This is a genomic window from Citrobacter sp. LUTT5 (assembly GCF_009905315.1).
Lineage (GTDB): Bacteria > Pseudomonadota > Gammaproteobacteria > Enterobacterales > Enterobacteriaceae > Citrobacter > Citrobacter freundii.
On sequence record NZ_CP047606.1, the window covers coordinates 1,629,967 to 1,644,129 of the forward strand.

Sequence of the window (14,163 nt, forward strand, 5' to 3'; positions counted from 1 at the left end):
ACATTTTATGATCTATCCTGATGAAACAATGCTTTACGCACCGGTAGAATGGCACGATTGCTCTGAAGGCTATACCGACATTCTTTACGAGAAATCCACCGACGGTATCGCAAAAATCACCATTAATCGTCCGCAGGTACGCAATGCCTTCCGTCCGGTCACCGTGAAAGAGATGATCCAGGCGCTGGCGGATGCTCGCTATGATGACAACATCGGCGTAATTATTCTGACCGGTGCGGGCGATAAAGCGTTCTGTGCAGGCGGCGATCAGAAGGTACGTGGCGACTACGGCGGATACCAGGATGACTCCGGTGTGCATCACCTGAACGTACTGGACTTCCAGCGTCAGATTCGTACCTGTCCGAAACCGGTAGTAGCGATGGTTGCAGGTTTCTCCATTGGCGGCGGTCATGTGCTGCACATGATGTGTGACCTGACCATTGCGGCTGAAAACGCCATCTTCGGTCAGACCGGTCCAAAAGTCGGTTCCTTCGACGGCGGTTGGGGCGCTTCCTATATGGCGCGCATCGTCGGTCAGAAAAAAGCGCGTGAAATCTGGTTCCTGTGCCGTCAGTACGATGCGAAACAGGCGCTGGATATGGGGCTGGTCAACACCGTGGTTCCGCTGGCGGATCTGGAAAAAGAGACAGTACGCTGGTGTCGCGAAATGCTGCAAAACAGCCCAATGGCGCTGCGCTGCCTGAAAGCTGCACTGAACGCCGACTGTGATGGTCAGGCAGGTCTGCAGGAGCTGGCAGGTAACGCCACTATGCTGTTCTACATGACGGAAGAAGGTCAGGAAGGCCGTAACGCCTTTAACCAGAAACGTCAGCCTGATTTCAGCAAATTCAAACGGAATCCGTAATGCGTAGCGCGCAGGTATACCGCTGGCAGATCCCCATGGACGCGGGGGTGATTCTGCGCGACAGGCGGTTAAAAACGCGTGACGGGTTATACGTATGTCTTCGTGACGGTGAGCGTGAAGGGTGGGGAGAAATCTCCCCGCTGCCGGGCTTCAGTCAGGAAAGCTGGGAAGAAGCGCAAACCGAGTTGCTGGCTTGGGTGAAAGGCTGGCTGCAAGGGGATGCCTCCTTACCGCAACTGCCTTCAGTCGCCTTTGGCGTAAGCTGTGCGCTGGCCGAACTGGCTGGCGTATTGCCACAGGACGCAGACTATCGTGCTGCACCGCTGTGTACGGGCGATCCTGACGATCTGGTACTGCAACTGGCGGACATGCCGGGCGAAAAAGTGGCGAAGATTAAGGTCGGTCTGTATGAAGCGGTTCGCGACGGCATGGTAGCCAATCTGTTACTTGAGGCGATCCCGGAGCTGCATTTACGACTTGACGCCAACCGGGCCTGGACGCCGTTGAAAGCTCAGCAGTTCGCGAAATACGTTAATCCGGAGTATCGCGGACGCATTGCCTTCCTCGAAGAACCGTGCAAAACCCGTGATGATTCTCGTGCCTTCGCGCGTGAAACCGGCATTGCCATCGCCTGGGATGAAAGTTTGCGTGAAGCGGATTTCACCTTCGAAGCCGAAGAGGGCGTCAAGGCTGTGGTTATCAAACCTACGCTGACCGGCAGTCTCGATAAAGTCCGTGAACAGGTGGCAGCGGCGCATGCGCTTGGTCTTACTGCCGTTATCAGTTCGTCAATCGAGTCGAGTCTGGGCTTAACCCAGCTGGCGCGAATTGCCGCCTGGTTGACGCCGCAAACCATCCCGGGTCTGGATACCCTGAGCCTGATGCAGTGCCAGCAGGTACGCACCTGGCCGGGTAGCGCGTTGCCGTGTATCGACGTTGATGCGCTGGAACGTCTGCTATGACCCAGCAGGAAAGGCCCGATAGCGTGAGCTTATCGGGCCTGATACAACCCAGTGACTGGCCGTGGCGTCACTGGCGACAGGTTCGTGCGAAGGCGCCAGCCTTACGCCTCAACGATGAGGCATTAAGCTGGAGCGAGCTCTGCGCGCGCATCGACCATCTGGCCAGCGGTTTTGCCGCTCAGGGCGTGGAAGAAGGCGATGGCGTCCTGCTTCGCGCCTGGAATCATCCGCGCGCTTTGCTGGCCTGGCTCGCGCTGCTGCAGTGTGGGGCGCGGGTTTTACCTGTGAACCCACAGTTGCCTCAGTCGCTGCTTGATGCGCTGGTCCCGGACTTAACGCTACGTTTTGCGCTGGATCTGGAGGCTGCTATCGCACTCCCGGAACTCAGTCCGTTACAGATGCAGTCGTTGCCGGGCGATCACGCCGCCGCATGGTTGCCCGAGCGTTTGAGCACGATGACGTTAACCTCAGGTTCTACCGGATTACCAAAGGCGGCGGTGCATACCTGTCAGGCGCATCTGGCAAGCGCGCAGGGCGTACTGTCATTAATGCCGTTTGGTGCTGAGGATGACTGGCTGCTCTCACTGCCGCTGTTTCATGTTTCCGGGCAAGGCATTTTGTGGCGATGGTTGTTCGCCGGGGCGCGAATGACCGTGCGCGACAAACAGCCGCTGGATCAAATGCTGGCTGGATGCACTCACGCTTCACTGGTGCCCACGCAACTGTGGCGCTTACTTGTTAATAACACGCCAGTCACGCTAAAAGCGGTGCTGCTGGGCGGTGCGGCAATTCCTGTTGAGTTGACGGAACAGGCGCGTGAACAGGGGATTCGTTGCTGGTGCGGTTACGGATTGACGGAGTTTGCTTCTACGGTTTGTGCGAAAGAGGCAGATGGCCTGGCGGATGTGGGCTCTGCTTTACCGGGGCGGGAAGTCAGGATCGTTAATGACGAAGTTTGGCTACGGGCCGCCAGCATGGCGCAAGGTTACTGGCGTAACGGACAGCTTATGCCTTTAGTGAACGCGGAAGGCTGGTTTGCAACCCGCGATCGCGGCGTGTTGAAGGACGGCAAGTTAACCATTGTCGGTCGTATGGACAATCTGTTCTTTAGCGGCGGGGAAGGCATACAGCCGGAAGAGGTGGAACGCGTGATTGCCGCACATCCACATGTTCTGCAGGCCTTTATTGTGCCGATAGAAGACAAAGAATTTGGCCATCGCCCGGTGGCGGTCGTTGAGTATGACGCTAATGCTGGAGAAACTAATCTGGCAGAGTGGGTAAAAGATAAGCTGGCACGCTTTCAGCAACCGGTATGTTGGTTGACATTGCCACCCGAGCTTAAAGCCGGAGGGATTAAAATCTCGCGTCGTGCGTTGTCGGATTGGGTAAGTGCTTCATCATTAACATTAAGAAAGCATTAATTACATTTCTCATTTTTGTCATTCCGCAGCTATTGTCCTTTTGTTTATCTGCTGAAGTGTAACCTATTGTGAAATTTTTTAACAAAAGGTGCGCTATGGAATGGCATGTGAAGAAGTCTTGCTGTCACAAGAAAGCAGAGAGGCTCTATATCGTACTTTGCGATAGTGGTGGTTCGCTTAAGATGCTCGCTGAGGCGCAATCTTTCGAGCGGGTTAAACCTGGCGATCTTCTTTCACCGCTGAAAGATGCGCAGTATTGTGTTAATCGCGATGTATCCCGCGTGATTAAAATAATCGATGCCAGACAGTACATATGTGACGAATGGGAGCGCCTGTTACGACTGTCGGCAGATAAATGAGCTCAGCGCCGGTGCTTGTCTGCAGGCAGAAAAATCGTCATTAAACCCGCCATGATGCACAGTACCCCAACCAGCGCCTTTACTGAAAATGTTCCCTGCCAGCCGGGCAGAATCATTGATGCAACCCAAACCAGCACATAGCTCAGGCTGAGCAGGGCATAAGCTTTGCTCAGCGCGAGCTGGTGCAGGGCTTTATGCCAGCAAATAACCGACAGCAAATAGCCTGCCAGCCCGGCAGATAAAGCAAACGCTCCAATACTGAGAGATAATACGGCGGAGATGAACGCCAGCGGCTGCATCATTGGCGGCAGATTATCCATTGCGAAGCCGAGGCTCAACTGGGCTGCGGAGGTGATAATAACGCTACATAATCCCCAAAAGATGCCCATTACACTGCGCTCCCAAGAATAAAGATGCCGGTAATGATCAGCCCAACCCCCAGCCAGTGGCGTGTAGTGACGGGTTCGCGCCAGATTTTCCACGCGGCCAGCGTCACCCATACAAAGTTAAGACTCAGCATGGGGTAGGCGATGCCGACAGGAATGTTCTGCAGTACCGCCAGCCATAGCAGCATGGCCAGACCGAGGCTTGCCAGAGCAAGCCCAATCCATTGCGTGACGTGGCGTTTTCGCGCACGAACGGACACCGGTCGGGTCGCCTGCTTCTGGAATAGCTGGCCGCAGACGCTGAGCAGGCTGGCGAGAACTAAGGCTATCCAGATCATTTTGGCCGATACTGAATCAGGACCAGTCGCCCCTGATTATCAATGTAATCAGCGGGAGGGAGAGCGAGTTGATTAATATCTTCATCCTTATCAATCGTGAGCACGAGCGTAATATTTCCTTGCTGACGATGTTGCGCTAACCAGTCGGCAAAGTCTTCCCGACTAACAAAGCGCCCCTGAGCATCCGGGTAGTTGAGGCCATATTTTAACTCTCCCGTTTGGCCGTACATCATGATGTCGTCACGCTTCAGGCTCCAGGCCAGCCCTGCGGCAACGCCAACGTTGTCGGTGAGAATGTAACGGCTCGACTCCAGCGACTCTTTAGTCATCTCGACAAAAAACTGCGGCTGTTTAGACTCCATCACCCGGTCAGGGACTGAGAAACCAAACAACAGCGCGAGTCCCAGCGGACACAGCGCGGCGAATTTCCAGTTCTTCTCGCGGTTATTTAGCGTATACCAGCCGAACAGTGCCCAGGTGATAAAAATACCCCACGCGCAAAACACCTTATACGTTTCGATATGCGACCAGACCGGCGTCTTTAACGGACCCAATGTGGAAACAATAAATGTGGCGACAATGCCGGTCACGCCGAACAGCACGTTGATCCAGCCATTCACGCGCAGTGCGGCGGAGCCTTTTTCCGCGGCCTGTAGGCCGAAACGCGCCGTTAATATCGCCAGCGGGGCGAAGCAAGAAAGAATATAGGTCGGCAGTTTTCCTTTGGCGATGCTGAAAAACAGGATTGGCATGACAATCCAGCTTAACAGGTACAGTGCGCTGCGCGGAACATCCCGCTCACGCCAGCCCGTACGCAGCGCGCCAGGAAGCAGCCCGAGCCATGGTAATGCGCCAGCCACGAATACCGGAATGTAGTACCAGATGGGAGCCTTGTGTTGGGCATCATCCTGTGCGAAGCGTTGAATATGTTCAACCCAGAAGAAGTAATGCCAGAAATCCGGCTCACGCTGGGCAATCGCTATTCCCCACGGCAGCACAATCACGACGCAGCCGATAACCGCCAGCAGACCGTAGAGTATGAGATCTTTCCAGCGCTTTTGCGCGAAAACCCACGGCAGTACGCTGAGCACAGGAACGGCAAGCGCCAGGAAGCCCTTGGTCATCACGCCCATGCCGCAGGTTAACCCTAACAGCAAAAAAGCGATGATTTTACGCGTTCTGGTGGTGGCCTGCATGCCTTCCCAAAAGCAGCACATGCCCGCCATCAGCCAAAGCGCAATTATGGGATCAAGTACCGCGTAGGTGCCGATGCTGTAAACCGAGAAAAACGTTAAAAAGATAGCAGAAGAGAGTACGGCGGTACGCTTATCCTGCCATAACCGCATGGCAAGCCAGGCTACCAGTAGCGCCGTCAGCAAGGTGGCAAATATAGCCCCCGCTCTGACGCCAAAATTATTAGCGCCAAATAACCATTGCCCGATGCTGTTTAACCAGTATCCGGCAATCGGTTTTTCAAAGTAACGAAGCCCTAAAAAGTGCGGCACGATCCAGTCGCCGGACGTCAGCATTTCCCGACTGATTTCGGCATAGCGCGTTTCATCAGGCTGCCAGAGCAGGCGACTGTTGATGGGGAGAATAAAATACAGCGCAATAAACGCGATACAGGCCAGAGTGTAGCGGGCAACAGGTTTCATTGTGTCGCACTCACCGGTTGTTGGCAGCCGAGCCATCCCTCTCTGCCCGGTATTTTTCCCCGCACGATCTGCCCTGTTGGCAGGGTGCTGATATCGTCTGGTAACAGCTCGCCAAGCGGGCAAAATGTCATCCCCATGTCCGCGGCGCGAGTAAGCAGCTCGTCAAAATTCTGATGAAAGGCGATGCCTTCAACTTCCGCATGAATGGTGTACACCGGTGTTCCTCTGCTCATCTGGATGTGGGAGAGAATATAAGCGTTGAAGTCCACCGCCTGCACCTCCTGACCAACCACTTCATCCCATGTTGGTAACGTGACGGGAATTTGCGGCGTACCTGTTTTCCCGGACGCCAGTACAGGGCGAAACAGCGACGTTCCCCGACAGTCGCTGTTATAGCGTAAATGGAACGTTTCTTTTGCCTCGACGACGCGGTTGTCGGCACGCCATCCGGCAACCGCAGAACAGGTAACCGGTTGTCCGATGATGGCTTCAAGGGCGGTAATGCCTCGTGAAATATCATCAATCAGCTGTTTATCATTCCAGTTTCCGCTTCGCGCTTGCCAGGCATGGTGATCCCAGGCATGCAAACCGGTTTCATGAATCAGGGCGGTTTGGGCAATGATCGCCGCATTGGCCTGGCCAATCTCTTTTCCCGGCCACGCGGTTCCCGCGAGCAATATATCCCATCCGTAGAGCGATGCTGCGTTTGAACGCAGCATCTTCCACAGAAATTGTGGCTTCACAAGACGCCAGAGATGGCGCCCCATGTTGTCAGGTCCAACGCTAAAGAAAAAACTTGCCCGAACGTTATGCCGGTTCAATGTCTCCAACAGGCGGGGCACACCTTCGCGCGTCCCCCGGAAAGTATCGACATCAATGCGCAAGCCTACTTTGGTCATGATGTGTGTTCCGTGATATCCACACTGCGTAAGAAGAAGTCCAGCGTCTCTTCTACCGTTTCCTGCATCTCAATGGTGGGCTCCCAGTTCAGGCAGCGTTTTGCATTACGAATGTTGGGTTTACGATGCTCAACGTCCTGATAACCTTTACCATAGTAGCTACTACTTTCGACGTCACGGAAACCGGCAAACGGCGGGAAGTGGTTGCGTAATGGGTGTTTTTCAAAGCAAGTAAGCAGCATTTCTGCCAGTTCCTGAATACTGGCCTCATTCTCCGGGTTACCGATGTTGATAATTTCGCCATCGCAGCGTCCGCCTTCGTTTTCAATGATGCGGTACAGGGCTTCGATACCATCGCGAATATCAGTAAAGCAGCGTTTTTGCTTACCGCCTTCAATCAGCTTAATCGGTGAACCTTCCACCAGATTGAGGATCAGTTGGGTAATGGCGCGTGAGCTGCCGATACGCGCGGCGTTAAGGCTGTCCAGACGCGGTCCCATCCAGTTAAACGGACGGAACAGGGTGAAGCGCAATCCCTCTTTTTCGCCGTATGCCCAGATTACGCGGTCCAGCAACTGCTTGGAAACGGAGTAGATCCAGCGTGGTTTATTGACCGGACCGACGATCAGGTTCGAGCTGTCTTCATCAAAAACTTTGTCGGTACACATGCCGTAGACTTCGGAGGTTGACGGGAAAATGATGCGCTTACGGTATTTCACGCAGTAGCGAATGATTTTCAGGTTCTCTTCAAAATCGAGCTCAAACACGCGCAGCGGGTTGCGGGTATATTCGATTGGCGTGGCGATCGCTACCAGCGGCAGCACGACGTCGCATTTTTTCACATGATATTCAATCCATTCGGAGTGAATGCTGATATCGCCTTCGACGAAATGGAATCGTGGATGCTGCAGAAAACGACTAATGGCGTCGCTGCCAATGTCGAGTCCATACACTTCGTAATTGTCTTCTTGCAACAGGCGTTCGGTCAGATGGTTACCAATGAAGCCATTGACGCCAAGGATCAGCACGCGAGTACGGCGTTTAGCGGTAGTAACTGACTGGCTGTTCAGGCGAGAACCTGGTACCAGGCCCAGAACCTGCGCCAGCTGTGACCCCTGCATGGCAATACCATCGCCAGCTTGCCCGGTAATAATCTCCAGTGCGCCATCAGCGCAGGCGATCAGCAAAGGAGAAACGGAGATGACGGTTCCTGGCTGGGCTGCGCGGTCATTTTTGCAAACACGTGACGACCAGACGGTGAATTTTTGCGTACCAACATAGCTAAATGCGCCCGGCCATGGATCGCTGACGGCGCGTACCTGGTTATGCAACTCTGCGGCTGGTTTGTTCCAGTCGAGGAAGCTATCTTCCGGCGTGCGGCGACCAAAACAGGTCGCCTCTGCTTCCTGTTGGGGGTGTTCTGCATAATCTCCCGTTTTAATCGCGGGCAGCGCCTCTTCGAGTAACTGACGCGCTGCCTGGCACAATTTATGGTGCAGCGTTAACGCCACATCATCGGGCGAAATAGCAACCCGCTGCTGGGCAACAATGGCACCGGCATCCGCGCGTTTGACCATCCGGTGAAGCGTGACGCCGGTTTCGGTTTCACCATTGACCAGTACCCAGTTCAGCGGCGCGCGGCCACGGTATTTCGGCAGCAGCGAGCCGTGCAGATTAAATGCACCCTTAGGGGCAAGGCTGAGGATCTCATCACTCAGTAAATGGCGATAGTAGAACGAGAAGATAACATCAGGTGCCAGTTGGCTAATGCGCTCAATCCACAGGGGATGATTAACCTCGTCAGGGGCGTAAACCGGAATACCGGCGCTGGCCGCGAGGCGGGAAACAGATCCAAAAAACGCTTTTTCACCCGGATTGTCGGTGTGCGTAAAAATGGCAGCGATTTCATAACCTGCATCCAACAAGGCCTGGACACCCTGACATCCCATATCGTGATAGGCAAATACGACGGCTTTCATGCGCGGTTTTCCTCGGTTGACTGCGTGGTTTGTGGGCGGATAACGTGTTGAACAAAATAGCGGGGGCGGGCGCGGACATCGTTATAGATGCGACCGATATATTCGCCGAGTAAACCCATGCCAATAAACTGTGCGCCGATAAAGGTAAACAGGACGGCAAACAGCATGAATACCCCTTCCGCGGCCCACTGTGGGCCGAGCGTCAGGCGCAGAACAACAAGCAAGACTGATAAGGTAAAGCCCGTGGCGGCGATCACGCTGCCCAACAGACTCAGCATGCGAAGCGGTGTTGTGGTAAGGCAAGTCACCAGGTCATACATCAGGTTGATCAGACGCATGAAGCTGTATTTGGAATCACCAAATTCGCGCTCTGCATGATGTACCGGGATCTCCGTCGCGCGACGGGCAAAAATGTTGGCCAGAATCGGGATAAAGGTGCTGCGCTCCTGGCAATGCAGCATGGCATCGACGATGTGACGGCGATAGGCGCGTAGCATGCAACCGTAGTCACCCATCGCTTTTCCGGTGGTGCGCTGAATCAGATGGTTGATCATGCGTGAGGCGGTCTTACGAAATACGCTGTCCTGACGATTCTGACGTACCGTTCCCACCACATCGAAGCCTTCATCTGCGGTGGCAACCAGCCGTGGGATCTCCTCCGGCGGGTTCTGCAAATCGGCATCCAGTGTGATGATCAAGTCGCCAGTGACATGGCTGAAACCGGCCATAATCGCCGAGTGTTGCCCGTAATTGCGATTCAGCAAAATAGAAACAATATGGCTGTTTGGTGCCTGGGAGGCGTTCATCATCAACTGAGCGGAATTGTCACTGCTACCGTCGTCGATCAGCAGAATTTCATAGTCTTTACCCAATTTCTCGCAGGCGGCGCTGGTGCGTCTGATTAACTCTGGCAGGCTTTCCTGTTCATTAAAAACGGGAATGACCACCGAGACTTTTTTGATTGGTGCTGCTTCAAACATGATTATTGTCCTGCAATCTCGCGAAGTGCCGTAATGACCCGCTGGGTATCCGCTTCGGTCATGTCTGGGAATAACGGCAGCGAGCAGATGCGCGCGCTGTTCCATTCAGTATTTGGGAGCGAAAGGGTAGTGAAGCGTTCGCGATAATATTTTTGCGTATGGGCTGCACGAAAATGCAGACCGGTGCCGATATCTTTAGTCTTCAGCGCTTCCATCAGGGCATCTCTGCTCAGCCCGCAGCGGGTTTCGTCAACACGAATGATGAATAAGTGCCAGGCATGAACGTGCGGCCACCGGGGCAGGTCCAGCGGTTGAAATGGCGTATCAGCCAGCGCCTGCTGATATTGCTGGGCAATTTGCGCCCGGCGTGAATTCAGTTGCTCCAGCTTATTCAGCTGTACCAACGCAATAGCGGCATTGATATCCGTCAGGTTGTATTTGTATCCTGGCGCAAGCACTTCGGCCTGCGGTGCCCGGCCATAGGTTTGTCGATCAAAAGCATCAACGCCCAGACCGTGAAACTTCAGGCTGCGAAGCCGCTGGGCAAGCTGGCTGTCGTCGGTAACAATCAGTCCACCTTCTGCGCAGGTGATATTTTTGATGGCGTGAAATGAGAAGATTGCCGTGCCGCGCGCGCCGACATGGCGGCCTTTATACTGCGTTCCTACGGCATGGGCTGCATCTTCTACGACCGGAATACCATACCGCTCGCCAATGGCATAAATCGCGTCAAGATCGACGGGGGCGCCTGCGTAATGTACTGGAACAATGGCTTTAGTTCGTGGGGTAATAGCGGCTTCAATTTGCTCAGGTGTGACCATAAGTGTATCGCGGTCGACGTCGACCATGACTGGCGTCGCACCCAGCAGGACAATCATGTTGAGGGTGGAAACCCACGTCATTGAAGGCGTAATGACCTCATCGCCTGCACCTATGCCCAACGCCATCAGTGTGATGTGCATACCCGCCGTGGCAGAGCAGACGGCGACGGCGTGTTGATTTCCTGTGAGCTGGCAGAAGGCTTCTTCCAACTGTTGGTTCTTCGGGCCAGTGGTTATCCATCCAGAGTCCAGCACCGCTTTTACAGCGGCAAGCTCTTCAGCACCCATTGCCGGGCGAGAGAAAGGCAAAAAGTCAGACATCATTATTCCTTCAAGCCATTTAACGCTACCGAAGTTTTATTTTTGGGACTAAACAGGGGCGTCGTTAATTATTTCATCAGGCTACAAAGGTTAATGGCCGAAGGTTAATTTATCCTTAAGGGTTTAAGGTTTGGGAGATAATAACAAAGACAGTGGGAGTGATTTATTTGTTTGAATATAAAGAGTTTTTTGTCATTATGGCGGTATTGTTCTCTGTTGCTGAATGCTGAGAGCAATACCGCTAATGTGATCATTGTTTATATTACGTTTAAACTCGGGGGACTTACAGTAACCCTTTCAAGGTTAACGTTTTACGTGTGGCGATATTTAAGTCGTAGGTGCCGAGATCTTCCGCTTTAACCCAGGCGAACGCCTGGAACTCTTCGTTAATGTTCACTTCACGATTAGCTGCCACACAATCGAAGATGAGATAAATCATATAAATCTCTTCCTGGCTGCCATCCGCGTACGTTTTAGTACGAATATCGTCACTGAATGTCCATGGCGTAATTTCTGATAACACCAGCTGCTCGCCCAGCTCCTCTCTCACTTCCCGACGCAAAGCTTCTTCGATGCGCTCACCCGGCTCAACGCCACCGCCAGACAGCGCCCACTGACCGGGAAACACGCCGCGGTCGTCAGCCATTTTGCAGAGTAAATAGCAGCCATCGTTTTGAATTAATGGGCAAACAATTGTTCTTTGGCGCATAGGTCAAGTCCTTCCAGGGGCGGGTATTAAGAATTCCATCATCCACCTATCTTACCTTTTGCTGGCTGGAGAAAAAACGCTTCATCGACGATTAAGTCCGTACGGGCGAGGAAAAATTGATTGTTGTTGAAAATGGCGTTCAGGGGTGCGAACGATAGATTACATACAAAAATTTAACCTTATCTAATCTCATTAAGTAGTATTTAGTTACAATATGGTCTTGCATCGCTTTTTTAGCTCATTGATTCCTCGTCATCTGACAGTACAATTCACCGGTTTTGGGGCTATGTTTTGATTCTTGCAGGAAAGGATAGAAAATGAAAAAAAGTTTACTGTTGGGTTTTGCCGGAATACTGTTTGTTTCTGCTTCGGCAAACGCGATTAGCATCAACGGTCAGGCTGGCGAAGACTACACCAACCTTGGATTCGGTATGGGTACTGAGACCACCGGTCTGGCCGTCAGCGGCAACTGGATGCATAATGATGACGACGGCGATGTTGCTGGGCTGGGCCTGGGGCTGAATATCCCGCTGGGTCCACTGTTGGCGACCGTTGGTGGTAAAGGTGTTTATACCAATCCAAACGATGGCGATGAAGGTTATGCTGCGGCTGTCGGTGGTGGTTTACAGTGGCCGATCGGCGACAGCATTCGTCTGTTTGGTGAGTACTATTACTCTCCTGATTCGCTTTCCAGCGGTATCGACAGCTATGAAGAAGCAAATGCTGGTGCACGTTTGACTATTATGCGTCCGCTGAGCATCGAAGCCGGTTATCGTTACCTGAACCTGGCAGGTAAAGACGGTAACCGTGATAACGCAATTGCTGATGGCCCGTACGTTGGGGTTAACGCCAGCTTCTAACATTTCTGGCGCGGCGTTCAGTCGCGCCTTCCCCCCTCCATGCGTTATAGTGTTTTCATCATAAAAGCAGGAGAACACGATGTTAAACGTGGAGATGCTATCCACCGGGGATGAAGTGTTGCACGGACAAATCGTCGACACCAATGCCGCCTGGCTGGCCGATTTTTTCTTTAATCAGGGTTTACCGCTAACACGCCGCAACACGGTAGGTGACAATCTTAACGATTTAGTCGCCGTTTTGCGTGAGCGTAGCGAACACGCCGATATACTGATCGTTAATGGCGGTTTGGGGCCAACCAGCGATGATTTGAGCGCGCTGGCAGCGGCAACGGCAAAAGGCGAAGGGCTGGTGCTGCATGAAGCATGGCTCGCCGAGATGGAGCGATATTTCCGCGATCGTGGCCGCGTGATGGCGCCGAGCAACCGCAAACAGGCTGAACTTCCCGCCAGCGCGGAGTTTATCAATAATCCGGTGGGTACCGCGTGTGGGTTCGCCCTGAAGCTTAACCGCTGCCTGATGTTTTTTACACCGGGTGTACCGTCAGAATTCAAAGTCATGGTTGAGCATGAGATTCTGCCGCGTTTGCGTGAGCGTTTCTCTTTGGCTCAGCCCCCGTTATGCCTGCGATTAACCACCTTTGGCCGTTCTGAAAGCGAGCTGGCACAAAGCCTGGATCCGCTAACTTTGCCACCGGGTGTAACAATGGGATATCGCTCCTCAATGCCGATTATTGAGCTGAAGCTGACCGGGCCGGATTCCCAACGCGAAGCGATGCTGGCGCTGTGGCCTGAGGTGAAAAAGGTTGCCGGGCAAAACATGATTTTTGAAGGTACGGAAGGTTTGCCTGCACAAATTGCCCGCACGTTACAGGAACGACAATACAGTCTGACGCTGAGCGAACAATTTACCGGTGGTCTGGTCGCGTTGCAGCTTTCTCGCGCTAATGCTCCGTTGTTGGCGAGCGAAGTTGTTCCGCCCCAGGAAGAAACGCTGGCGCAAACGGCGCATTGGGTAACCGAGCGACGTAGCAAACATTATGCCGGGCTGGCTTTGGCGATATCAGCTTTCGAAAACGAACATATTAACTTTGCGCTGGCCACCCCCAATGGGACATATGGTTTGCGCGTTCGGCTGAACGCTAATCGCTACAGCTTGTCGATTCGTCAGGAAGTGTGCGCAATGATGGCGCTAAATATGCTGCGCCGTTGGCTTAACAATCAGGATCTTGCCAGCGAGCACGGCTGGATCGAAGTGGTTGAGTCGCTCACGATTTAATTATTAACAGGGAAGGTTACAAACCTTCCCAATCTGACTCATTCTGTGACATCGTCAGGCAATAGCCCAGTAATTAACCGAACCAAATCACGATCAATTCCATTTTCCAGCATCATGCGCGCGATACGTAAGGCTTCTTCTTGCGTTCCTTTTTGCACCCCTTGCTCTAACCCTTGTTTTATCCCTTGTTGTAGCCCATTGTGGTGACCTTCTTGTTTTAGCCTCTCTGCGATTGTCATCAACCTCTTCTTATGATGGGGGGAACGTTCGGCAACTTCATGAATAAATTCGCTGACGTGAGAAACGTCACCGTACCGTAGCAGGTAATTAAA

Annotated in this window: 15 protein-coding genes; 6 read left to right on the forward strand and 9 right to left on the reverse strand. The window is 53.2% G+C overall.

Going from position 1 to position 14,163, the window contains the following annotated elements; translation table 11 throughout:
- Nucleotides 1–7: 7 nt before the first annotated feature.
- The 4 genes from menB to pmrD all read left to right on the forward strand — a co-directional run bounded on the left by menB (nucleotide 8) and on the right by pmrD (nucleotide 3,607).
- On the forward strand, nucleotides 8–865 hold the full coding sequence (gene menB, locus GUC46_RS07680) for a 1,4-dihydroxy-2-naphthoyl-CoA synthase (protein ID WP_003027671.1): 858 nt from the start codon (nucleotides 8–10) through the stop codon (nucleotides 863–865).
- Entirely contained in the window at nucleotides 865–1,827 is a 963-nt protein-coding gene (gene menC, locus GUC46_RS07685) for an o-succinylbenzoate synthase (protein ID WP_003027669.1), read from the forward strand. The genes menB and menC overlap by 1 nt, the downstream gene beginning before the upstream one ends.
- Nucleotides 1,824–3,248 carry an o-succinylbenzoate--CoA ligase gene (gene menE / locus GUC46_RS07690; RefSeq protein WP_058842314.1) on the forward strand — a complete coding sequence of 475 codons (1,425 nt, stop codon included), beginning with the start codon at nucleotides 1,824–1,826 and terminating at the stop codon, nucleotides 3,246–3,248. Before menC ends, menE begins: the two co-directional genes overlap by 4 nt.
- Before the next feature lie 95 nt (nucleotides 3,249–3,343).
- Nucleotides 3,344–3,607 (forward strand): signal transduction protein PmrD, encoded by a 264-nt coding sequence (gene pmrD / locus GUC46_RS07695; RefSeq protein ID WP_003839377.1) that lies wholly within the window; start codon nucleotides 3,344–3,346, stop codon nucleotides 3,605–3,607.
- Nucleotides 3,608–3,609: 2 nt separating this feature from the next.
- Here the strand turns inward: pmrD and arnF are convergent, their stop codons facing one another.
- The 8 genes from arnF to nudI all read right to left on the reverse strand — a co-directional run bounded on the left by arnF (nucleotide 3,610) and on the right by nudI (nucleotide 11,695).
- A complete protein-coding gene (gene arnF / locus GUC46_RS07700; RefSeq protein WP_057101400.1) occupies nucleotides 3,610–3,996 on the reverse strand; it encodes a 4-amino-4-deoxy-L-arabinose-phosphoundecaprenol flippase subunit ArnF in 387 nt (128 codons plus the stop codon).
- Nucleotides 3,996–4,331 carry a 4-amino-4-deoxy-L-arabinose-phosphoundecaprenol flippase subunit ArnE gene (gene arnE, locus GUC46_RS07705; RefSeq protein WP_130714488.1) on the reverse strand — a complete coding sequence of 112 codons (336 nt, stop codon included), beginning with the start codon at nucleotides 4,329–4,331 and terminating at the stop codon, nucleotides 3,996–3,998. The genes arnF and arnE overlap by 1 nt, the downstream gene beginning before the upstream one ends.
- Nucleotides 4,328–5,986, reverse strand: coding sequence for a lipid IV(A) 4-amino-4-deoxy-L-arabinosyltransferase (gene arnT, locus GUC46_RS07710; RefSeq protein WP_106107090.1), 1,659 nt, complete (start codon nucleotides 5,984–5,986; stop codon nucleotides 4,328–4,330). The genes arnE and arnT overlap by 4 nt, the downstream gene beginning before the upstream one ends.
- Nucleotides 5,983–6,885 (reverse strand): 4-deoxy-4-formamido-L-arabinose-phosphoundecaprenol deformylase, encoded by a 903-nt coding sequence (gene arnD / locus GUC46_RS07715; protein WP_003027653.1) that lies wholly within the window; start codon nucleotides 6,883–6,885, stop codon nucleotides 5,983–5,985. Before arnD ends, arnT begins: the two co-directional genes overlap by 4 nt.
- A complete protein-coding gene (arnA, locus tag GUC46_RS07720; RefSeq protein ID WP_049002879.1) occupies nucleotides 6,882–8,864 on the reverse strand; it encodes a bifunctional UDP-4-amino-4-deoxy-L-arabinose formyltransferase/UDP-glucuronic acid oxidase ArnA in 1,983 nt (660 codons plus the stop codon). The genes arnD and arnA overlap by 4 nt, the downstream gene beginning before the upstream one ends.
- Nucleotides 8,861–9,844 (reverse strand): undecaprenyl-phosphate 4-deoxy-4-formamido-L-arabinose transferase, encoded by a 984-nt coding sequence (gene arnC, locus GUC46_RS07725; protein ID WP_003027648.1) that lies wholly within the window; start codon nucleotides 9,842–9,844, stop codon nucleotides 8,861–8,863. Before arnC ends, arnA begins: the two co-directional genes overlap by 4 nt.
- Nucleotides 9,845–9,846: 2 nt before the next feature.
- Nucleotides 9,847–10,986 (reverse strand): UDP-4-amino-4-deoxy-L-arabinose aminotransferase, encoded by a 1,140-nt coding sequence (gene arnB / locus GUC46_RS07730; protein ID WP_102190546.1) that lies wholly within the window; start codon nucleotides 10,984–10,986, stop codon nucleotides 9,847–9,849.
- Between the two features lie 283 nt (nucleotides 10,987–11,269).
- On the reverse strand, nucleotides 11,270–11,695 hold the full coding sequence (gene nudI, locus GUC46_RS07735; protein ID WP_003027643.1) for a nucleoside triphosphatase NudI: 426 nt from the start codon (nucleotides 11,693–11,695) through the stop codon (nucleotides 11,270–11,272).
- Between the two features lie 317 nt (nucleotides 11,696–12,012).
- Here nudI and GUC46_RS07740 point away from each other — a divergent pair, with 317 nt between their 5' ends.
- Together GUC46_RS07740 and GUC46_RS07745 are read left to right on the forward strand one after the other, a co-directional pair.
- On the forward strand, nucleotides 12,013–12,555 hold the full coding sequence (locus GUC46_RS07740; RefSeq protein ID WP_016150689.1) for a YfaZ family protein: 543 nt from the start codon (nucleotides 12,013–12,015) through the stop codon (nucleotides 12,553–12,555).
- A 79-nt stretch (nucleotides 12,556–12,634) separates the two neighbouring features.
- The gene (locus GUC46_RS07745) at nucleotides 12,635–13,831 is read left to right on the forward strand and encodes a nicotinamide mononucleotide deamidase-related protein YfaY (RefSeq protein ID WP_102190545.1); all 1,197 of its coding nucleotides are present in this window, start codon (nucleotides 12,635–12,637) and stop codon (nucleotides 13,829–13,831) included.
- Between the two features lie 38 nt (nucleotides 13,832–13,869).
- Here GUC46_RS07745 and GUC46_RS07750 read toward each other — a convergent pair whose 3' ends face one another.
- Nucleotides 13,870–14,070, reverse strand: a complete 201-nt coding sequence (locus tag GUC46_RS07750) for a hypothetical protein (protein ID WP_072324107.1) — start codon at nucleotides 14,068–14,070, stop codon at nucleotides 13,870–13,872.
- Nucleotides 14,071–14,163: the final 93 nt, after the last annotated feature.